Source organism: Oceanobacillus sp. AG (genome assembly GCF_009746545.1).
Lineage (GTDB): Bacteria > Bacillota > Bacilli > Bacillales > Amphibacillaceae > Oceanobacillus > Oceanobacillus indicireducens.
In genome coordinates, this window is record NZ_WOWT01000003.1 from 256,901 (window position 1) to 278,714 (window position 21,814).

General features: G+C 41.4%; 18 protein-coding genes. 2 read left to right on the forward strand and 16 right to left on the reverse strand.

What is annotated here, in order from left to right; genetic code table 11:
• Positions 1-364: 364 nt before the first annotated feature.
• Both GN217_RS02540 and ytvI read left to right on the forward strand, forming a co-directional pair.
• Positions 365-1,489, forward strand: coding sequence for a CAP domain-containing protein (locus tag GN217_RS02540; protein WP_156854942.1), 1,125 nt, complete (start codon positions 365-367; stop codon positions 1,487-1,489).
• A 168-nt stretch (positions 1,490-1,657) separates the two neighbouring features.
• Complete coding sequence (gene ytvI / locus GN217_RS02545) at positions 1,658-2,764, forward strand: sporulation integral membrane protein YtvI (RefSeq protein WP_156854944.1); 1,107 nt, start codon at positions 1,658-1,660, stop codon at positions 2,762-2,764.
• Positions 2,765-3,352: 588 nt separating this feature from the next.
• Here ytvI and GN217_RS02550 read toward each other — a convergent pair.
• From GN217_RS02550 to tkt, 16 genes are all read right to left on the reverse strand, one after another.
• The gene (locus tag GN217_RS02550; protein ID WP_156854946.1) at positions 3,353-4,144 is read right to left on the reverse strand and encodes an SDR family oxidoreductase; all 792 of its coding nucleotides are present in this window, start codon (positions 4,142-4,144) and stop codon (positions 3,353-3,355) included.
• Positions 4,145-4,297: 153 nt separating this feature from the next.
• Positions 4,298-5,641: a sodium/glutamate symporter gene (locus GN217_RS02555; protein ID WP_156854948.1), complete on the reverse strand. Its 1,344-nt coding sequence runs from the start codon at positions 5,639-5,641 to the stop codon at positions 4,298-4,300.
• 176 nt (positions 5,642-5,817) lie between these two features.
• Complete coding sequence (locus GN217_RS02560; protein ID WP_156854950.1) at positions 5,818-6,591, reverse strand: TatD family hydrolase; 774 nt, start codon at positions 6,589-6,591, stop codon at positions 5,818-5,820.
• Positions 6,592-6,664: 73 nt separating this feature from the next.
• Positions 6,665-8,107, reverse strand: coding sequence for an aldehyde dehydrogenase family protein (locus GN217_RS02565; protein ID WP_232334304.1), 1,443 nt, complete (start codon positions 8,105-8,107; stop codon positions 6,665-6,667).
• Between the two features lie 24 nt (positions 8,108-8,131).
• Positions 8,132-8,881, reverse strand: a complete 750-nt coding sequence (locus GN217_RS02570; RefSeq protein WP_156854952.1) for an SDR family NAD(P)-dependent oxidoreductase — start codon at positions 8,879-8,881, stop codon at positions 8,132-8,134.
• Complete coding sequence (locus GN217_RS02575; RefSeq protein ID WP_156854954.1) at positions 8,878-9,954, reverse strand: tartrate dehydrogenase; 1,077 nt, start codon at positions 9,952-9,954, stop codon at positions 8,878-8,880. Before GN217_RS02575 ends, GN217_RS02570 begins: the two co-directional genes overlap by 4 nt.
• 36 nt (positions 9,955-9,990) lie before the next feature.
• Entirely contained in the window at positions 9,991-11,484 is a 1,494-nt protein-coding gene (locus GN217_RS02580) for an amidase (protein WP_156854956.1), read from the reverse strand.
• A 108-nt stretch (positions 11,485-11,592) separates the two neighbouring features.
• Positions 11,593-13,062, reverse strand: a complete 1,470-nt coding sequence (gene panF / locus GN217_RS02585; RefSeq protein WP_156854958.1) for a sodium/pantothenate symporter — start codon at positions 13,060-13,062, stop codon at positions 11,593-11,595.
• A complete protein-coding gene (locus tag GN217_RS02590; RefSeq protein WP_156854960.1) occupies positions 13,059-13,364 on the reverse strand; it encodes a YhdT family protein in 306 nt (101 codons plus the stop codon). The genes panF and GN217_RS02590 overlap by 4 nt, the downstream gene beginning before the upstream one ends.
• A 485-nt stretch (positions 13,365-13,849) precedes the next feature.
• Positions 13,850-14,347, reverse strand: coding sequence for a Dps family protein (locus GN217_RS02595; protein ID WP_156854962.1), 498 nt, complete (start codon positions 14,345-14,347; stop codon positions 13,850-13,852).
• Positions 14,348-14,646: 299 nt separating this feature from the next.
• Entirely contained in the window at positions 14,647-15,669 is a 1,023-nt protein-coding gene (locus GN217_RS02600; RefSeq protein ID WP_156854964.1) for a YecA family protein, read from the reverse strand.
• A 539-nt stretch (positions 15,670-16,208) separates the two neighbouring features.
• Complete coding sequence (locus GN217_RS02605) at positions 16,209-17,009, reverse strand: ATP-binding cassette domain-containing protein (protein ID WP_232334305.1); 801 nt, start codon at positions 17,007-17,009, stop codon at positions 16,209-16,211.
• 38 nt (positions 17,010-17,047) lie between these two features.
• Positions 17,048-17,812, reverse strand: a complete 765-nt coding sequence (locus GN217_RS02610; protein WP_156854968.1) for an ABC transporter permease subunit — start codon at positions 17,810-17,812, stop codon at positions 17,048-17,050.
• Positions 17,813-17,833: 21 nt separating this feature from the next.
• A complete protein-coding gene (locus GN217_RS02615; protein ID WP_232334306.1) occupies positions 17,834-18,811 on the reverse strand; it encodes an aliphatic sulfonate ABC transporter substrate-binding protein in 978 nt (325 codons plus the stop codon).
• A 23-nt stretch (positions 18,812-18,834) separates the two neighbouring features.
• The gene (locus tag GN217_RS02620; RefSeq protein ID WP_156854972.1) at positions 18,835-19,641 is read right to left on the reverse strand and encodes a VOC family protein; all 807 of its coding nucleotides are present in this window, start codon (positions 19,639-19,641) and stop codon (positions 18,835-18,837) included.
• Between the two features lie 138 nt (positions 19,642-19,779).
• On the reverse strand, positions 19,780-21,792 hold the full coding sequence (gene tkt, locus GN217_RS02625; RefSeq protein ID WP_156854974.1) for a transketolase: 2,013 nt from the start codon (positions 21,790-21,792) through the stop codon (positions 19,780-19,782).
• Between the last annotated feature and the right edge of the window lie 22 nt (positions 21,793-21,814).

Sequence of the window (21,814 nt, forward strand, 5' to 3'; positions counted from 1 at the left end):
AATGGGAAAATAAAACCAAGTTGTTTTCCCATTTAAGTAAGATGAACATGCGAATGGGAAAATAAAACCAAGTTGTTTTCCCATTTAAGTAAGATGAACATGCGAATAGGAAAATAAAACCAAGTTGTTTTCCCATTAGCCTCTTGTTTAGAGGCGGGCGTATTACAGACCGTTAATACGTGATAAAATATTCCCTGTTTTCTTTTCCATATTTTTGTAAGTTTACATCACACTAGCTTGATATCTTTTATGATAAAATAAAGAAGATGCTTTGCAAGTATGTGAGGCAGCAATTTGGCTAGAATGATTGCTATGAACTGGGACATGTGCACTGACCCTAGTCTCAATAGATGGGAGTGGGAGTTTGACTTTTTTACGGAGATTTATTGTTTTGTTACTTATTGTCGGGTTGTTTTGGCATTTTTATGGGGATAGTTTTAAAGAATCAGGAGTAGGCGGAGTTTTTGAAAATATTCAATCAGATATTTATCGAATCGGCGAGCATCCAGTTGTTAGCAATACGCTCGATTGGATTGGACAAGAGATTCGGTTACTTTCTGATAAAGTTTCTGAAACCTTTCAAGATCAAGATTCACCAATTCAACTAGAGAAACCCGAGCTATCAGCTCCTTCCGATCACTTATTTTCTATTCATAACATTGAACTTGGTGATTTGCGGGCGGATGTTGAAGCACAAATTGGTGAACCTGAAAGAGCGACACGGAATGAATATGGTGTGGACTGGGTCACGTATCATCAGAATTACCAACATTTCATGATGATTTCTTATGATGACGACGACCGAGTCAATGGTTTATATACGAATCAAGATTTGCTTACTTCCAGTAATGGAATTACATTTGAAAGCACGCGGGAAGAAGTGCTTTCCGTATTGCCTAAGCCACTGCAAACGCTCCGAAAAGGTTTAGTGAATTACGAAATTCAGGATAACGGGGAGTTTCATACTTTCGAAATTGACCAAAGTTACACGACAATATTTTATGATGTTCATCAGAATAATACAGTGACCGCTATTCTAATTATTGATAAGCAATTGGAAAAACAGAAGAAAAACTATTTTGGAATGCCGAGCGAAGAATTAAGAGAGGGATTCGAATATCAGTTATTTGATCTCACCAATGCGGCACGGGTAAAACACGGGCTTTCTGTTCTCGATTGGGAAGAATCCGCTTTAGAAACGGTCCGCGCCCATAGTCAGGATATGGCAGAAAATAATTATTTCAGCCACACAAATCTGGAAGGCAAGTCCCCATTTGACCGCTTAACAGAAGATGCTGTTGCCTACCAAAGGGCTGGGGAAAATCTCGCTGCTGGTCAACAAAGCAGTATTTTCGCCCATGAAGGTTTAATGAATTCACCTGGTCACCGTGAAAACAAGTTGCATAATAGCTACCGAACCCTCGTTGTCGGGGTAGCTTTCAACAAAGACTCTCTTCCTTTTTATACGGAAAATTATATAGCTAACTAAGTAGGACGTTCATGTTACTTACGTGACGTCCTTTCTTTATATAGACGCGACTCATTCTAGTTAAAGCCAAGAAATTATGATAGGATAAAAATAAAAACAAATGAATTTTCGCTATTTTTATTAACAGATAGCAAATTATGTTCCAAGCGATTGAAAGGAGCTCTGCTTATGAAACACCCAGCGATCCAAATAATTTTCCGCATCCTATTTCTAGCTTTTATTTCCGCAATTGGCTTATTTTTACTATATCATTTTCTTAGACTTACATATCCTTTTCTAATCGCCGCTTTACTTGCCTTTTTAATCAATCCGATTGTTAATACTGTTGAAAGATATTTACGTTTTCCAAGACCACTTGCCGTATTAACCGGAATCCTTTTCCTTATTGGAATTATCGGAAGCATTGTGACGATCCTTATCAAAAAGACCATTGACGGATTTTTATACCTGTCGGATTATATCCCGAATCAAATTGAAGTAGTTTCCATAAATATCCAGTTGTATTTCAATGATGTCATTTTACCATTATGGGATCAAGGCATTGGCTTTATAGACAACCTCGATTCTTCGCAGCGCCAAGCCTTGCAGGAAGGGATTCAAATTATCGGTAGCAATGTCGCCGCCTTACTCGGCAGGATTGGTCAGGGTATTGCTAACGGCCTTTCCACCTTTATCGGTGCCCTTCCCATTACATTTACAGTTATTATTTTTTCTATTCTTGCAATTTATTTCATCAGCAAAGATTCTAAGAAATATGCCACCCTTTATAAAAATAAGTTGCCGCTCATTTTCCAAAAAAAGACCTGGAATGTCTTACGTGATTTAAAGCGAAAAACATTCGGCTTTTTAAAATCCCAAATCATCTTAATGATTCTTACTGCTTTAGTCAGTTTCATCGGTTTATTGATATTGCAGGTGGAGCAGTCACTTACTATCGCTGTAATTCTTGGTTTCATCGATCTATTGCCATATTTCGGACCAGGGCTCATCTTGATTCCTTGGAGTATATATAGTTTTTTTACCGGGGATTTGTTTATGGGGATCGGCCTTCTCATTCTATATGGCTCCACCGTAACCGTCAGACAAATTGCAGAACCGAAAGTACTATCATCCAGTATGAAGTTAAATCCACTCGCCATTCTCGTATCTTTGTTTGCAGGTCTGCAACTATTTGGTTTAATTGGCCTTATTATTGGACCAATCAGCCTTGTTCTAATTATTTCTTTGTATGATGCGAAAGTTTTTGATGGCTTGTGGGAATTTATCACGCATTAACGGTCTGTAATACCCCCTCTTCTAAACTTGAGGGATGCCCAACATGTGGAGCTGGGGGGATATACAGTCCGTAAATACCTGATTCTGTTCAACTAACTTTCAGTGGGGGGGAAGGAATTCCCCACTGAATGAAGTTTCACTTTATCACGCATTAACGGTCTGTAATATCCCCTCTTCCAAACATAGGGGGAAACACAACATGTAGAGCTGGGGGATATACAGTCCGTAAATACCTGATTCTGTTCAACTAACTTTCAGTGGGGGGAAGGAATTCCCCACTGAATGAAGTTTCACTTTATCACGCATTAACGGTCTGTAATATCCCCTCTTCTAAACATGAGGGATGCCCAACATGTGGAGCTGAGGGATATACAGTCCGTAAATACCTGATTCTGTTCAACTAACTTTCAGTAGGGGGTAAGGAATTCCCCACTGGATGAAGTTTCACTTTATTAAAGGAGAACCCACTTCTTCCTGAATAAAAAGACCCGCTTTTGTTGTTATTTCCCGGGAAATATCGACAAGCGGGTTGTTTGTGTACACAATCACATAGTTCATAAATTACTTAAGTAAAGCTGGTTTCCTCATCTACAATGCTTTTACAAGCCCTCCGTCAACAACGAGACTCTGACCAGTGACATAGGAGTTAGCGCCCGACGCAAGGAAAACGACCATGTTCGCAAATTCTTCGGGTTCTCCGTATCTCCCAATCGGGATCGACCGTTCGACTTCATTCCGGAGTTGTTCATAGCTGATTTCTTTATGATCCGCTCGTATTTCATCCAATTCCTGCACTCGGTCTGTTGCAATTCGGCCCGGACCAATGGTATTAACAAGAATATTGTCTCCTGCCAGTTCTTGAGAAAGACTTTTCGATAGGCCGACAATCCCGGCACGAAATGTATTGGATAAAATTAGATTATCCAATGTCTGTTTAATAGATGAGGATGCAATATTAACAATTCTCCCTGCTCCTGACTCCCGCATGGAAGGCAATACTTCCCGCGTAAGACGGATAAAGCTTAATAGATTCAACTCAAAAGCAGCTTGCCAGTCGCTGTCTGAAAACTTATCAAAAGTTCCAGCAGGTGGGCCGCCAGCATTATTGATCAGTACATCTACCTTCCCGTTCCATTCTATAGCTGTTCCCACTAACTTTTTAATTTGCGATTCATCCGTTATATCACATGTTTTATAGCGGACATTTTCATTACCTGTTTTCTTCCTGATTTCAGCTGCGGTAAGTTTCAATTCCTCTTCCCTCCTGCTGGAAATCAGAACATGCGCTCCTTCTTCAGCAAATTTTAATGCAATTGCTTTACCCAATCCTTTACTGCTCGCAGCTACAATGACGGACTGCCCTTTTAATTTTAAATCCATTATTTCTCCCCCTTTAAAACACTCGTTAACATATTACTCACATTTTTTAGAAACTTACTTTCATACTAGCATAACATCATACAAATCGGGGGAATTTATTGTTTTTCAATAAAAAAACCATTGACTAAGTTTCTAATCAATGGTTTTTCCCGTTTATCCATTTTCTCTTTCTCCTATCATAATCCAGCCCCTTCGGATAGAAAATAGGATAATGAGAATGGACAATCCGACCGTTATCGTGACGAATAACCACGGACGGCCATGAAGAATGAACATCGGCGAGAAGGTAATGAGCATAATTTCAACCGGCGCGATTGGTATATAGGCCAAGCCATATTCATCAAGCGTCTTACTCTCCATTCTTGGATCAACTATCCGCAGTAAAGCAATCGCCATTGCCACTGCACCAGTAATCCAGCCCCAAGTAAAGATACCTTTTTCAAACCAATTCTCTTGGAAATAATTCTTAGAAACGACTTTATAGAAAAAGTAAGAGAAGAGGATACCGAATATAATCAGGATTGAAAATGGTACAATGTTCTCCGCTACAACTGTTAAGTTAATCGATGCGATTCCGAAAGCTACCAAGATATCTGTCGCACTTCCGCTCACTTTTGATACAACATTTTTATCAATATAATGATCCACTTCTGCTTTTTGAATCATAATATTTAAAAATAAACCGACTAAAAACGCCAAAGAAAACGCTGGAATCGTAAGTTGCGGAAATAGCCGCTCACCAAATTGACTTAAAAAATAACCCCCGGTTGCTACAAGCAGCACGAGCGCCAAGTGAAATACAAGGGGATCGATGGAAATACTCGAAACTGTATCATTCCCCATCGAAGTTCTTTTCTCTTTTGGCAATAGACCGGTCCGGTATTCTGTAGGCAGTTCTTCAAACCGGCTGATATAGTTCGCTTCACCTTTATTTGCCGCAGAACGGATTAAAAGCAACCCTACTCCAATAGCGACAATTGCACCAATTGTTGCGGAAGTCATCGCAAGGGAAGTCGCTTCTTCCCAGCCCTGCTGTTGAAAAGCATCGCCAAGTGCTGCAGCAGTACCATGTCCCCCGACAAAGCCGGCAGCTAATAATAAACCAAATCCATCATGGACATGGAATGTAGGTACAAGAAAAATTAGTGCAAACATTAAACCTAGTCCCCACATCAATAACATGATGATTTGTGAATATGACCAAAAACCACCAACCTTGTCCATGACTTTCCGCCAATCGAACTTCTCTGATGATAATGGTATGGAAGCGAAAACAATAGCAATTAAAACACTCGGATATGTTCCGATAAAATCAGAAAACGGGATGATTTGAAAACCATTCGGTCCCAGTATCAAGCCCAAAATTCCGGCGATAATGCTTGCCGGCATAAAAGAACGTTGCAGAAATATTACCCTTGCACGTAAAACCATTCCTACTAACAATAACAACGATAATAGTCCTAAATCCGTCAGAACATCCCATAGAGTAAACTCCATATATGTAACTCCTTTCTCTTGGTGTAGGATAATATAGGTTAAAAAGAAGCACACATTTAAATGTGTATCAAATTATAAAAAAACATTCCGCCTGAGGAAAAACACCGCTCGAATATTATAACATACCTTTTTTATTCATGTCTTTCGTGACGCGATTTCGGCAATAGTCGTCAAAGCTAAAGCGTGAAAAAACTTCTCGTGTTTTCATAAATTTGCTGATAAACCGCTGTTCTATCGATTTGTTTTAAGTGTGCAATCACCTTTATCGACTCATGCAACATTTTGGGATGAGTGCGTTTATTTTCGAAAGGACCGGAAAATGACCAAGGACCGTCCGTTTCCACCATTAATTGTTCAAGTGGATATTGTTTGGCTATTCGCTGAATTTTAGGCTTATATACGATATCCGGCGTTACAGAAATAAAGTAGCCATTCGTAAGCATCCGTTGCATTGTTTTATCATCTCCTTTAAACCAATGAAAATGCGCCTTATCGATCGAATGTTTCTCAAGTAAAGAGCAAACAACTGGTGCATCTTCATAAACGGCATGGAGAATAATTGGTTTCTTTGTTCGCTTGGCAAGCATGATGAAATGCTCGAGCAGGTCGATATATTCTTCAAGTTTAAGATCTGTCTCCTGTCTTAAATAATAAGGTAGCCCTACTTCTCCAATTGCAACCATGTCTTGTTCCTGTGTTAAGATAAATTCCGTCAACTGGACTATTTCTTTTTCTGAAGGCAAAGTTTGTTCCGGATGATATCCAAAGGCCGGTTGGATAGTGCAATATGTTTTGGATAAAGCGAGATTTGATTTTGCGGACTTGAGATTTTGTGAAACGGTAATAAGGCCTTCTATCTGATGCTTGTCCAATGACTCGATTATTTGCTTTTGTTCTTCAGTGGTGTAAAAATCAAGATGGATATGAGCATCGATCAGTTTGGTTTCCATAGTACTAGCAATCCCTTCTAAAAATAATTCACAAAAAGAAGTGAAAACAATGGTCTGTTTTCACTTCTGTATTCTATCTATACTTTACTGCCACGTTTTTTATTGTAGTGTAGTTATCCAGTGCTGCCCAACCTTTTTCTCTGCCGAACCCGCTCTTTTTGTAGCCGCCAAATGGCATTTGAACACCACCACCAGCACCGTAATTGTTGATAAACACCTGACCGGAATCAATTCTGCTTGCTAAGTAATGAGCGCGGTTAATATCTTTCGTCCAAACGCCGGCAACTAACCCATAATCCGTACTGTTTGCAAGTTCTAACGCTTCTTCCGTGTCCTTGAACGTAAACACGGTAAGCACCGGACCAAATACCTCCTCTTGGGCAATTCTACTGTGTGGACTTACTCCATCGACAATCGTCGGCTCGATATAAAAACCATTTTCAAATCCTTCGACTATCACTTGATTGCCACCAAAAAGAATTTCTCCCTCTTCCCGAGCAATATTGATCATCCCCATTACCCGGTCAAATTGCCTTTCATTTAAAATCGGACCAATATCTTTATCCTCGATACCTGCACCGATCGTTAGTTTGCCGAACTGTTCAATCACCTTTTTCAAAAATTCATCTTTGAATGATTCCTCAACGAGCAACCGTGCCCCTGCAGAACAAGTCTGGCCTGCATTTTGTATAATCGAACGGACAACGCCGGCAACGGTTGCTTCCATATCACAATCGGCAAACACGATATTCGGAGACTTCCCACCAAGCTCTAACGTGGCTGGCACGACATTCGCCATCGCCGCTTGTCCAACGGAAATTCCTGTTGCAACCGAACCAGTGAATGTTAGCTGATTAATAAGTGGGTGACCTGCTAAAGCAGCTCCTGCTTCATACCCGTAACCTGTTACATGGTTGAACACTCCAGCAGGTAAGTCTAACTCAGCAAAAAATTCACTGAGGCGCAACGCGGTAAGCGGCGTATCCTCTGCGCTTTTTACAACAACTGTATTCCCTACTGCAATTGCTGCCGCAACACTTCTAGAAATAATTTGCAGCGGATAATTCCATGGAATGATATGGGCCGTCACCCCAACCGGTTCGCGCACAACATAATCAAGCAATCCGTCTTGAATTGGAATCGTATCCCCCATTACTTTATCAGCTGCCCCACCATAAAAACGGAAGTAGCGGATCGCCGCATCCACATCAGCATACGCTTGGGAGAGCGGCTTTCCAACATCCGTTGTTTCAAGCTCCGCTAATTCATCCCTATTGGCCTGCATTTTATCGGCAATTGCAAATAAAAGATCTCCCCGGTCAAATGCCGAATACGAACGCCATTCCTCCGTGCGAAATGCAGCAGCTGCAGCTCGAACAGCCCGGTCCACGTCTTCCTTCGTACCTCGAGGAATCTCACCGATTTTCTCACTGCTTGACGGATTCAGCACATCAATTACCGCTTCGTTCGCACTTTTCGTCCATTCTCCATTGATATACATTTCATATGTTTTCACCAGTGTCTCCCCTTTTTTTTAAAACTATATATTTCTCCCACCATCAACATGTAAAACAGCTCCGGTTATCATTTCTGCCGCATCAGACAATAAATATTTCACCGATTTAGCGATGTCTTCCGGTTGCAGTAATTTGCCAAGTGGTACACTGCTTTCAAAGACTTCCTTTTTGGTATCGTCAACACTGCTACCCACAGCAGTAAACTCACCAAGCATTGACGTGTCAGCTGGCCCCGGATGGAGCACATTCGCGTTCACTTGATATGGCGCAAGTTCTAAAGCTAATGCTTTTGTAAAGGACTCTACGGCGCCTTTCGAAGCAACATAAGCCTGCAGTCCAGGTCGTGGCCGTGTCGTCGAAACAGAACCGATATTGACAATTTTTCCGCTTCCCTGTTCCTTCATATAAGCAGCGGCTTCCCGGCACGTTAAAAAGATACTAGTCATATTCACATCGATTATTTTTCGATATTCGGTAAGGCTGCAGTCTTCTATCGGTGTCGCATGTTGCGCAATCCCATGCACATTCGCAAGTCCATCGATAGAACCAAATTCACTCTTTGTCTGCGCAAAAATATGCTGTACAGCAGCTTCATTAAGCAAATCTGCTTTCATAGCTTTAAAACGGGGATTCTCCTCAAGTTCAGCTAAAGCTGCAATATTTAAATCGCACCCGACAACGTTTGCACCTGCTTCGAGTAAATGTTCCACCGTAGCTCGCCCCATACCGCCGCCAGCACCTGTTACAATGACTGTTTTATTTGTTATTGTCATAAAAGTCCTCCAATTCGTTCCAGTTTGTCACTAATTGCATCGCCAACATCTGCTGTTGTCGCATTTCCGCCAATATCTGGCGTCAGTACTTTTTTCTCAACTAACACTTCTTCAATCGCCTGTAAAACGAGATCATGGAGATCTTTCCTTCCAAGATGTTCGAGCATTAGGGCAGCTGACCAAATTTGAGCGATTGGATTTGCGATCCCTTTTCCTGCAATATCAGGCGCAGAACCATGAACTGCTTCAAACATCGAAGGAAATTCACCCAACGGATTAATATTTCCAGATGGCGCAAGACCAAGACCACCGACAATTGCTGATCCAAGATCAGATAAAATATCCCCGAAAAGGTTCGAAGCTAATACGACATCAAAGGTTTCGGGACGTTGGACAAAGTAAGCAGCAAGTGCGTCGATATAATATCTTTCATAATCGATATCTTTATTTTCCGCTGCCACTTCTTCCACAAGTCGATCCCAAAACGTCATCGTATGGAGCATGACGTTCGATTTCGTCGCATTCGTCACTTTTTCCCTGCCATTCGCACGTGCATAGTCATAAGCAAATCTAGCAATCTGTTCAACCCCTTGCCGCGTCATCACCATGTTCTGTAACGCCATTTCTCGGGTTTCCCCATGAAACATCGCTCCACCTGAGTCTGTATATTCTCCTTCACTATTTTCCCTGACAATAACGAAATCAATCGGCACCTCTTTTTTCAATGTGCTTTCCAAGCCCCGCAACAGTTTAACCGGGCGAAAATTAATAAACTGCTGGAAGTTTTTCCGTATTGGTAAAATTAATTCCCAAATCGACACTGGATCTGGCACTCGAGGATCCCCAATCGCACCGAATAAAATGGCATCAAATTCTTTTAACTGCTCGAGTCCATCTTCTGGCATCATTTTCCCGTGCTCTAAGTAATATTCACTATTCCAATTAAAATTCTTCGTTTTAAAACGGAAGCTAGAATCCATCTCAGCAATTCGTTCAAGGACTTTTACCGCTTCCCTTGTCACTTCTGGACCGATCCCATCTCCGGGTAATACCGCAATCTTGTATTCTCTCATCTCTTTCATCCTCTTTCACAAAGTCTATTATTATAATTATTGCTTCTGCATGGATTGTATTTTAGTAACATGGATATCCGGCTTCCTTCCATCGTTCCATTTCCCATCGAGCGCTCTTTCAATCTGGGCACCGAGCTGAAGCAACAGACCGTCATTTCCTTCTTTGGCGAGTGCGTGCATTCCAAACGGTAAACCATTAGGAAGTTGTGCCACCGGAAGAGAGATTCCTGGGATACCGCAAATATTGGCAATCGACGTATAGGAAAAAATACTCCAGAGGTTATGGAACCAGTCGTAAACAGAAGGATTATCACTCATCGTCAAGTATTCTGTCGTTCCAACAAGCGGCGTCGGAAGTGCCATCGTCGGTGTCAGAATGATATCCCATTTTTCAAAGTATGCAGCTGTTGACCTGGATAGCTGGTTAAAAACCGCTTGCATTTTTGCCCGTTCACCATATGTTGCATGTCTTCCTTCCTCCCACACCCGAATACACATCGGTTCCACTAATCCAGCAGGTGGTGTTTCTAAATCTTTCCCTTCTAAAATTTCAGAAATCGTTTGGGAAAAATTCATGATATATGCCTCCGTCTGTGCCTTATATGCAGCATGGAAATCAATATCCGGAATCGTCCATTCGACGTCATGTCCTAATTCTTCGAGGAATTTTGCTGTTTTTTTCAGTTCGGCAACAATTTCTGGTGTTGCTCGGTAATCCCCCCATTCATGCGACACCGCAATCCGCAATTTACCCGGATCCTTTTTAATTAATTCCGTATAAGATTCATCCGGGTGCCAAAATGGCATGAACTCACCAGGTGCCCCGCCTCGCGTATGATCGACAAAAGCTGCCATATCCCGAATTGTACGGGTCTGAGCTCCTTGGCTCGACACAACACTCATTAAATCGGAACCATTGGGAGCCAAGGAAAAAATTCCTCGGGATGGCTTGAGTCCGATATTTCCATTTACTCCTGCCGGAATTCGAATTGAGCCACCACCATCTGTCGCATGAGCAATTGGAACAATGCCAGCAGCAACGGAAGCAGCCGAGCCTGCTGAAGAACCGCATGTCGTGTAATTAACATTCCATGGGTTCCTCGTCACATAGATATCCGGGTTTTCCGCGGAACTGCATAGACCTAGTTCGGGAGTCGTCGTTCTTCCTATAATATTCAGACCTGCCCCGCGAAACTTCGTCGTTAGAAAACTATCTTTCTCTGCTCGATTTCCTTGCATAAGTAAAGAACCCATCTCCTGAAGTCGACCTTTTATCGTGGGTCCCAAGTCTTTCATCAAAAATGGGACACCGGCAAACACACCATCCGGGTTCATTCCGTCTTGCAGTGGATCTTCCACAACATCGTCAAATACTTCAATAACTGCACTAATTTCAGGATTCAATGCCTCAATCCCTTTTGCTGCTTGACGCGCGGCTTCCTGCGGGGTCACTTCTTTTTCCCGAATCAACTCGGCTAAACCTGTCGCATCAAGCTCTGCCCATTCTTCCCAACTCAGCAATTCTTTCACAAACTTCACTCCCCTTTTCTTTATCTCTATGTTGCAAATCCCATCTATTCCGGGGATCCAATCTATTCATAAGAGGCATGCCTGATTTTAAAAACAGGCATGGCCTACCTATGCTCCTTTGTTAATATTTTTTGTTGGAAACTCGTACGCTTCTTCTTTAAAGATCAAACTGAAGACAACAAACACAATCAAGGATAGGAAAACCGGCACGGTAACCGTATGGACGCCAAACAAGTCGCCATATGCCTGGTTATAATAATGAATAGCAATATAAGAACCGATCCCTGTAATCATCGATGCGATGGCACCAGTCTTGTTCGCATATTTCCAGTAAAGCCCCATAATGAGCGGCCACATGAAAGCTGATTCTAAACCACCAAAAGCAAATAAGTTCAGATAAATAAGTAATTCAGGCGGACTGATTGCAAGAATGAAAGCGACTATCCCAATTACTCCAGTAACTCCCATACTCACATTTTTAATTTGTCGATCTGTTGCTTTCGGTTTTATATAGTTGATATACACGTCTTTTACAACGGATGAACTAACGAGTAATAGAAGCGAGTCCACTGTTGACATGATTGCTGCAAGCGGGGCAGATAGGATGACTCCGGCGAGCCATGGAGGCAACACTTCTAAAGCAACGAGCGGAATTACCTGGTCCGCTACTTCAACTCCAGGCAATACTGGACGGGAAAATACCCCAATCAAATGCATGCCAAGCATAATCGTCCCAGTGACAATTGTTCCAATGATGATCGCACGGTGCATCGCTGTCGAATTCCGATAGGACATCGCACGAACTGCGATTTGCGGAAGTGCTACAACCCCTACTCCGACAAGGATCCAATAAGACGAAACGTAAGCAGCCGTCAAGGAACCGTCATGACCGAACGGGGTAATTAAATTCGGATTAATTGCGACCAAATCAGCGAATATATTCGATAGCCCACCGCCCGCAATAATAACCGCTCCAAGGAGAACCAATGTACCAACGACCATAATAACCCCCTGGACCGCATCCGTTACTACAACGGCTCGGAACCCACCAACCGTAACATAAACGAGTACCGAAATCGTAAAAATAAATAAAGAGCCAATATAACTAATTCCAGTTAATGATTGAATTAAATAAGCTCCTCCAACCCACTGTGCCGCCATCGCAGCGAACATGAAAACAATAATACTAAATGCAGAGAGCAGTACAACCGTCTTGCTCTTATATCTTTCTTTTAAAAAGTCAATTAACGTAACCGCATTATACCGTCTTGCAACGATTGCGAACTTTTTCCCAAGAATAAGCAACACGAAATATCCGGTCGCAAGCTGCGTCATTGCAAGCAGCACCCAACCAAAACCAATCGTATAGGCAGCACCTGGGCCGCCAAGGAAACTTGACGCACTTCCATATGTAGCAACCATCGTCATCGCGAGCAGTAAGCCACCGAATTCTCTGCTGCCTAGAAAATAATCACTCAAGAACCCATCCGCTTCCGATAATCTTCTACTAGACCACATACCGATAATAAAAATTACAACAAGAAAAATTAATAAAGGGGTAACTACCGCCCAGTTCATCCTTTCATCACCTCATCTTCCTTTGTATCTTCCTCTTCATCCTCTAGTGAAATGTCTTTCAAGAAAAATTTAACAACTAAAATGACAACAACAAACATCACTAGTGTTCCAAATATTAAACTGTAAAAAATCCACGCAGGAAATCCCATAACATATGTATATTCCTCAGGTGGCTTCGAACCAAGTCCATAGGCAAAACCATACCACCAGATAAAGTTGAATATAGCAAGCCCGCATCCTATAAGCGCCTCCCTATTTGCAACAGAAAAGCGCCATTCCTGTTTTTTCTTTTTCCGTTCCATACCAACACTCCTCTCTATAAACTGAACTATTTTTGTCAAAAACGACAACTTTAAGTCTATTATACTTATAATAATAACTATTTCCAGTATACAAATTGTTCAGACTTAGCGCTTGACATGACAAATATTTTCCGAATAAAAAAGAAGCGAGACGTTTTGATTACTGTCCCACTTCTTATCATAAAGCAACTTCCCTTCAATGTGGGGAATGATTGCTTTTTTTATTTTTTTACCGCCGTTTGAACCAGATTCGAGTTCGTTCGGGTGATTAAAGAGTTTTAATCACTCGAAGGAGATAGATTTGAAATTCGCTTGGGCGATTACAAGCCTTCTAATCAACTGGATGAGATAGCTTACAACTCATTCAGGCGATTAAAGGTGCTCTAATCGACCGAATGAGCTTGAGTTGAACTCATCCGGGCGATTAGAAGGTTCTAATCGCCCATTAGACTTCCAGTTTGTTCAAGTAAATAGGGGGTTTTGTTTTACTCGCCCTCTGTTGCATCTTTACCAAGATAAGCTTGCAAATTCCACAGCTGGAAGTCGAGATTGTTCTTATATTCGATCAGCATATCTTCCGTCACCGCGTCTCCTTCATTTCCTGCTAGTTCAATTCCTTTTACCGTATAATCACGAATCGCACGGTAATCATTTACGAGATCTTCCACCATTTTATCTGCATGAATTTCCCGTTGATAAACCTCTTCCTTGATGAACGCATGCTCATTAAACTCTTGGAGTGTCGAATAAGGTCTTTCACCAAGCTGCAGTAAACGTTCTGCAAACGAGTCAAAGTAGCCTGTTGCATCATTATAAAGTTCTTCAAATTTAGCATGCAAAGTGAAGAAATGCGGTCCTTTCACATGCCAATGATATTGATGAAGTTTTACGTACAATACTCCGAGATTTGCTACGAGATGATTTAATGTAATCGCTGCCGATTCTTCAGGATGACTGTGTGAATGTGCATGTTCAATTGCCATACTATCTCTCCTTTTTATTAATGTTCAGGCTCTATTAGGACCTATAAATACTGTTCCCTATTTCGAGACATTAAAACTTTTTTAGTATGTCTAACGCTTCACCACTTAATACTGCCGATTAATTCCGTCTTTCCTTCCGACGAATAAAAGACCCTTTCTTAATGCCCGACCACACTCACAGAACAGTTGCGCATTTTTATTCCCATTTGGATCAGCAATAATTATAGTTACCTATGCAATCAAAAAACTGCCTGTCATACCTTTTTTTGACAAAATCTAAGGCATGACAGGCACAATGATTACGCGATTGCTTCGATAATTTTTTTGCGATTATTGGATATGGTAGTAGGACTTGTACCATAAATCTGAGCCAGTTCTTTTTGTGATTGGTTCGCTTGTCCGAGTACTCTTTGCTGGAGGACATAGTCAAGGGCAGCCGCATAACTTTCCGGTTTTCTGAAAGCCGGATTTTCTTTTTCCGTAAATGTTTTCCAGATTTCAAGTCCCTGTGCTATATGTTCTTCATCAAATTCTTTTTTCAACATATGTTCTTCAAATATTTCTGCAACCTTACCATATAATGGATTATCCCAAAGCATTTCCTCGGATGATGCTTCAGTTGCCGGTTCATTTGCAGGATCAGCTGGTGTGTTTTCCATCGTTAAAGCAGTTGCTAAAATCGCAGGATATTCTTTCGTAAACTCCTCATCATTCAAAGCTTTTATTCTATCAATAAATTCCTCATCCGCACCAAACAATTCAAACATCGCCAATAGGAATTCATGCTTCTGTACAAACGGAAGCAGCATCCCGATTACAAAATCCCCCTCCTCTACACTGCTCATTTCATACGCTCTTACAGTCGTCTCTTCATTTATTCGGATATCCCGTATATGGAATTTTTCATCCGTTATAGAAACAACTTCATAAATGGATGGTGTGACATCCTGCCAAGCTGTAAATGCCCGATTCACTCTCGCGTCTTTCGTTTTATTCCGTTGGTCTTCATAATATATGTCAAAAACTGTCTGCTCATGCTTAATTGGTTCATGAATCATTGCCCAAGCAGTCAAACCCAACTTGTATAAATTCATTCGTTCTTCGTCTTCAATCGGTGAATACTTCGGGTGTCGCGAAATCATGTCCCCAAGTTCCCCGCGGTAGTTCTGCATGGCAAAACGATACAGTCCCCGATGAAGCTCATCTAATTGATTATTAAAACGAGTAGGATCAACCTCCATTACACGGGCTGCACCGTGACATCTCTTATATTTTTTCCCGCTCCCACAAGGACACGGTTCGTTTCTTCCAATCTTCCTCATTCATTGTCACCTCTAGTAAAGCTATAAAGCTTAGTTATCTCTTAATTATGGGCAATTTTTATAAATAATTCAAGGTTACTCGTAATTAAGTTTAAAAAGCTATTATTTTTCTCAAAGCAGGAAACGCCAAGACACCTTGTGTGTCAAGGATAGGGTCACATTTTCATTGGAAAGGGCAGGGAGTTTAACTTGGCATAATCATTTAAATTGCGGCATTGAATTTAACTCGATACATGTTAAGGCTATATACGTGTATTTCGCTGTGAAGCGGATCACTAGATTTACAACTTCTTGTGAAATTATGCATAGAATTGGTAATGATAAGTATGAAATCTGTTACTGTGATAGATCACAAAGTAGAGGAGAATCTAACGGTCACCATTGCTATGATTATAGATGGTAAATATATTGTTTTCTAAAACAGTAGATCGACTTGGGAAGATTTTATTGCTTAGTTTTAAACTTTTTAGTTACTGTCAAAACAAAAAAGATGCCTCCTTACACTGAGGCATCTTTTTCATATGCTTCTTTTCATTCAATTATGGACTAACTCTTTTTTCTGAAACGCTCTCCATTTCACCATTCATTATTCGATTCAAGATTTCTTCCTCCAACAACGCAAGCTTCGGATCAGATAATTGTCGTGGCCGAGGATTTTCAATATTGATATCAAGACCAATATTCCCATCCTCTATCAGGATAACCCGATCCGCCAGACGGATCGCTTCCCTTACATCGTGTGTTACAAGCAATGTCGTAAAACCCAGGTTATTCCAAATGGTTTCAATTAAATTCTGCATTTCTAAACGTGTAAAAGCATCAAGTGCACTTAATGGTTCATCCAACAATAATAATGAAGGTTCATGAATCAATGCTCGTGCTAAAGCTACCCGTTGCTGTTGACCTCCAGATAAGGTAGATGGCCATTCATGCTTAAAATCTAATAAACCTACTGCTTCCAGCACGCGTTCAGCCCTTTCTGCCTCCTTATCTTCTAGTCCGAGACTAACATTATCGATCACCTTTTTCCAAGGTAAAAGTCTTGAATCTTGGTACATCATTGTAATATTTACTTTTGATTCATCAAGGGTAGAACCGTTGTATAATAGTTCTCCCTCCGTCAACTTATCCAGTCCTGCTATAATACGTAATAATGTACTTTTCCCGCTCCCGCTTTTTCCTATAACAGCAATGAATTGTCCTTTTTCAATGGATAGATGGATATTCTTTAAAACCTTATTTTTACCGAACGATTTACTAGCATGCTGCAGATCGATTTGAACAGCGTGAGGATTCAACTGCTTTATATCATTACTTTCTGTTATAACTTCGCTAGCCAATTTATACACCTCATTTATTTTAAAATACATCTATCTGCTTATTTATAGCTTTCATTCCATGTAAGCATACGTTTTTCGCCAAATCTTGCTGTTAAATCAGCCAGCTTTCCGAGCAATGCATAAATAATAATGCTCAAGATGATAATATCTGTTTGCATGAATTCTCTAGCATTCGTTGCTAGGTAACCAATCCCCACTTGAGTCGGGATTGTTTCTGCTATAATCAGCGTCAACCACATGACACCAAGTGCATATCTTATTCCGACAAAAATGGATGGCAGCGCCCCAGGGAAAAGGATATTCTTGAATAGCTTCCAGCCTTTGAGCTTATACATTTTCCCCATTTCAACTAATCCAGGGTTGAGATTTCGAATGCCGTGGTACGTGTTCACGTATATCGGGAATAGAACACCCAGTACGACAAGAAAAACCTTCGAACTTTCACCGATACCGAACCAAACAATCACTAATGGAAGGAGCGCTAAATGTGGAACATTCCTGATCATTTGAATCGTTGTGTCTGTATAACGGTAAGCTTTACTGGAAAGTCCATTTAAAATTCCAAAAATAAAACCAATCGCACCGCCGATAATCATTCCTAGACCTGCCCGACCTAGGCTCGCCATAATATGATTAAATAGTTCTCCACTAATCGTTAATTCCCACGCTCTCACAATGACACTTAACGGCGAAGGGAATAAAGTTTCCGAAACAACTCCAGAACTAGCAATCACTTGCCAGGATATTAATAGGATAATTGGAATTATCCAAGGTTGTAATTTTTCATACCATGTTTCTTTCACTCGAATCTTCCTCCGAACCAATTATTTTCCACCTACTGGCATTACTTCTGATACATCAATTTCTTCAGGAATCAATCCGATATCATAGTATACATCTGCCTGTTTTTGCTGGGTGTCGACAATTTCCTGGGTAATTGGCGTTGCACCAAACGTACGACGGGCAATTTGCTTCCCAATAATTTCTTCACTAATTCCTAAACTATCTGATAAAAGCTCAATAACATCTTCATTATTTTCATTCGCCCATTGATCCGCTTTATCGATCGTTTCTAGAATGAGGTCAAGCAGTTCTGGGTTCCCTTCTGCAAAAGTTGTGCTCGCATAATAGAAAGTGCGGTTCGGATATTCATAGTCTTCTCCTTCCGTAAGGGAAATCGTATCCAGTTCCCCCTCAGCCGAAGCCAGATAAGGATCGTAGGAGGCTAATGCATCAACCTGTCCTGTTTCAAAAATAGTTCTTCCTTGTCCGGCATCTTCTGGGAAAACCCACTCTACACCATCATTCGTTAATCCTGCTTTTTCAAGTGCCAGAACGGTCAAATATCGATGATTTCCATTTTCCAATGCAGCTATTTTTTTCCCTTTCAAATCTGCAACAGATTCAATTCCCGAATTTTTTAATACAAGTAAACCAACTCCTTCTGGGTTAGGGGCATCTGCACCAACATAAACAATCGGTTTACCTGTAGCTTGAGCAATAATCCCCGGCCCATCAGCTGCATGCCCATAATCAATTGCACCAGCATAAATCCCTTCCATTAAGGTACCACCATGAGTAAACATCTCCCATTGAACCTCGTAGCCTTTTTCGGCCAAAGCCTCTTCAAGAAATCCAGTTTCCTTTAAAAGATGTAACGTGTTCCCTTTTTGAAATCCAATTCTCACAATACTATCACTCTCTTTGCCTGATGTATCTGACGCTTCCGTCCCACATCCTGCCAAGAACACTACCGTAGAAATTAAGAACATGCCCAGTTTCAAAATAAACTTGTTTCTCATCATTTTAATCCCCTTATTCATTATTAGATAAAGCGATACAATGCGTTCTTCACTTCAAATTGTTCTTTCTCCTTGGAGCCCGTAAAATCCACCAAAAATGGCTTCTCTCCTCTTTCCGCTAACGTTTCTGCAACAATTCCATCTCCAATTGGGCTATAAAACGCAATGTCCCCTCCTACCAGTTTTAATTTTTGACCTTTCGCATTCAGGGATTCGTCAACAAAGCTTTCTCCCTTTTCCAAGTCCAAATACTTCGACCACTTTTCAACCGTGGTATCTAAGTTTCGAACAGCAAAGCCGATAGAAGATAATTTAAGATCACCTTTTGGGTGCGGGGCTATCGTTCCCTGTTCCGTTAAATCTGCTTTTCGCTCTTCATCCGAATCATCCCACTGAATAAAAAAAGGAAGTTCCAGTTCTTCATTCTCCCGTCCTGCAAATAATAGTTTCCAGCTTACGACACTGCCGTCTGGCCTTTTTCTACTGAGCGGGAAGGGCCCAAACACTTCTAGCCCAAGTGATTTAAAGCGCTCGGCTTCAACTTCGAGATTAAGAGAACGAAGTGCAATTCTTGATAGTCCGATTGTATAATTATCTTTTTTGAACGTATCTCTTAAACTATATTTTTCGGCCGACTTTTCCGCTAAACTTCTATTTACCACTCCAATAAGTTCTACATAACTTAAATCAAAATAACTGAGCGTATTATATGTCCCCCCGTGTTCATGCCTTCCTCCATTCACCACATGCAAACCATGCTGTTTTAAACTTTCCTTCGCCTCTTCTGGACTTCCGACAAAATGTACTAAATGATCAAATTCAAAAGCCATATGTATCTGCCTCCCTTTAAAAGGTTCAATATTTTATGATTATTGATATTCTAATTTGATTATTCCTATTTGTCAACTTGGTTTTAATTTTAATTAAAAAAGATGCCCAGTCCAAGGCATCTTTTTTTATTTCTTATTTTACTGTCCTACTAATTTTTCCACGCGTTTTACAACATTTTCTACAGTAAAGCCATACGCTTCTATGATTCGTTCTCCATTGCCTGAGGCACCAAATGTGTCGATGGCAAGGATATCCCCCTTATCACCTACATAACGGTCCCAGCCAAGCGAAGAAGCCATTTCAATAGCTAGACGCTGTTTAACACCAGGAAGCAGCACACTGTCTTTATAAGCCTGTTCTTGAGCTTCAAAACGGTCCCAAGACGGCATGCTGACGACTCTAACATCAATCCCCTTCTCTTTCAAAGAGCCCTGCGCCTGAACTGCTAATTGCACTTCAGAGCCTGTTGCGAGAATTAGAGCATCCGGTGTTTTCTTTTCCGCTTCACTTACAACATAAGCCCCCATTCTTACACCGTCATATGCTTTTTCTTTCGTACCTTCCAATGTTGGAAGGTTTTGACGTGTAAGCACAAGTGCAGTCGGCTCATCCTTTGATTCCACAGCAAGACGCCAAGCAGCCTGGGTTTCATTCGCGTCAGCCGGGCGAATCACCGATAAGCCTGGCATTGCACGGAATGATGCTAACTGCTCAACAGGCTCATGCGTTGGGCCGTCTTCTCCTACAGCAATTGAATCATGTGTCCAAACATACGTAACAGGTGTTTTCATTAGGGCCGATAAACGAACAGCGGGACGTAAATAATCACTGAAGACAAAGAAGGTTCCACCGAATACCTTCAAGCCGCCATGCAGTGCCATTCCATTAAGCGCTGCCGCCATCGCAAATTCACGGACACCGAACCAAATATTTCGTCCCGCGTAATTCGCTTTTGTGAAGTCACCCGTTCCATCAATCATCGTTTTATTCGAACTTGCAAGGTCTGCACTACCGCCGATAAAGTTCGGAACAGCTTGGGCAATCGCGTTCAAAACTTCTCCTGAGGAAGCACGCGTTGCTAGCGTTGAGCCGACTTCATAGGTTGGCAGGTTTTTATCCCACTCAACCGGAAGTTCATCATTAATCGCTAACTGTAACTGTCTGCCCTCTTCTGGATAAGTAGTTTTATATTTTTCAATTAACGCGTCCCACTCTTTCTCAGCTTGTGTACCTTTGCGAACTATCTTTTTATTAAAATCTTCATACACATCTTCTGGGACGAAAAACTCTTCATACTCCCAGTTATAATTTTTCTTTACGAGCTTCACTTCTTCCTCACCGAGTGGTGCACCGTGGGAATCAGAAGAACCTCCTTTATTCGGTGAGCCGTAACCGATTACGGTCTTCACTTCAATTAATGTCGGCTGCTCTTTATTTTCCTTCGCCTCTTTCAACGCTTTACGAAGTTCACCTACATCATTACCGTCCTCCACACGAAGAACTTGCCAACCATAGGAACGGAACCGCCCCTCGACACTTTCAGAGAATGACCTGTCGAGATCCCCATCGAGAGAAATATCATTCGAGTCATATAGAACGACTAATTTACCTAAACCGAGATGTCCTGCAAGGGAGGCCGCTTCATGTGAAATTCCTTCCATTAAATCGCCATCTCCAACAAGTGCAAATGTATGGTGATCAACTACAGGGAAATCTTCCTTATTATACGTAGCAGCTAAATGGGCTTCAGCCATCGCCATCCCTACTGCAGAGGCGATCCCTTGTCCTAGTGGACCTGTCGTCATTTCAACACCATCTGTGTCGCGTACCTCCGGGTGACCCGGTGTATTTGAACCCCACTGACGGAAGTTCTTCAAATCATCCATCGTCACATGATAGCCAGATAAATGTAGTAAACTATATAAAAGCATCGATCCATGTCCTGCTGAAAGAACAAATCGGTCCCGATTAAACCATTTGGAATGCTTTGGGTTATGCGTCATAAAATCTGTCCAGAGTGTATAGGCCATCGGGGCCGCTCCCATCGGAAGCCCAGGATGACCGGAGTTCGCCTTTTCGATGGCATCAATAGCAAGTGTGCGGATGGTATTGATTGATAATTGCTCTACAGAAACAGTTGAAGTTGTCATACGTTATCATCCCTTTCAATTA

What these genes read in the sequence shown, in the direction of transcription:
- panF (WP_156854958.1), bottom strand. Translation starts at nt 13,062, where the DNA reads ATGAACTGGGCGGTAGTTACCCCTTTATTAATTTTTCTTGTTGTAATT.
- ytvI (WP_156854944.1), top strand. Translation starts at nt 1,658, where the DNA reads ATGAAACACCCAGCGATCCAAATAATTTTCCGCATCCTATTTCTAGCT.
- GN217_RS02590 (WP_156854960.1), bottom strand. Translation starts at nt 13,364, where the DNA reads ATGGAACGGAAAAAGAAAAAACAGGAATGGCGCTTTTCTGTTGCAAAT.
- GN217_RS02570 (WP_156854952.1), bottom strand. Translation starts at nt 8,881, where the DNA reads ATGACAATAACAAATAAAACAGTCATTGTAACAGGTGCTGGCGGCGGT.
- GN217_RS02600 (WP_156854964.1), bottom strand. Translation starts at nt 15,669, where the DNA reads ATGAGGAAGATTGGAAGAAACGAACCGTGTCCTTGTGGGAGCGGGAAA.
- GN217_RS02550 (WP_156854946.1), bottom strand. Translation starts at nt 4,144, where the DNA reads ATGGATTTAAAATTAAAAGGGCAGTCCGTCATTGTAGCTGCGAGCAGT.
- GN217_RS02620 (WP_156854972.1), bottom strand. Translation starts at nt 19,641, where the DNA reads ATGGCTTTTGAATTTGATCATTTAGTACATTTTGTCGGAAGTCCAGAA.
- GN217_RS02575 (WP_156854954.1), bottom strand. Translation starts at nt 9,954, where the DNA reads ATGAGAGAATACAAGATTGCGGTATTACCCGGAGATGGGATCGGTCCA.
- GN217_RS02560 (WP_156854950.1), bottom strand. Translation starts at nt 6,591, where the DNA reads ATGGAAACCAAACTGATCGATGCTCATATCCATCTTGATTTTTACACC.
- GN217_RS02555 (WP_156854948.1), bottom strand. Translation starts at nt 5,641, where the DNA reads ATGGAGTTTACTCTATGGGATGTTCTGACGGATTTAGGACTATTATCG.
- tkt (WP_156854974.1), bottom strand. Translation starts at nt 21,792, where the DNA reads ATGACAACTTCAACTGTTTCTGTAGAGCAATTATCAATCAATACCATC.
- GN217_RS02615 (WP_232334306.1), bottom strand. Translation starts at nt 18,811, where the DNA reads ATGAGAAACAAGTTTATTTTGAAACTGGGCATGTTCTTAATTTCTACG.
- GN217_RS02595 (WP_156854962.1), bottom strand. Translation starts at nt 14,347, where the DNA reads ATGGCAATTGAACATGCACATTCACACAGTCATCCTGAAGAATCGGCA.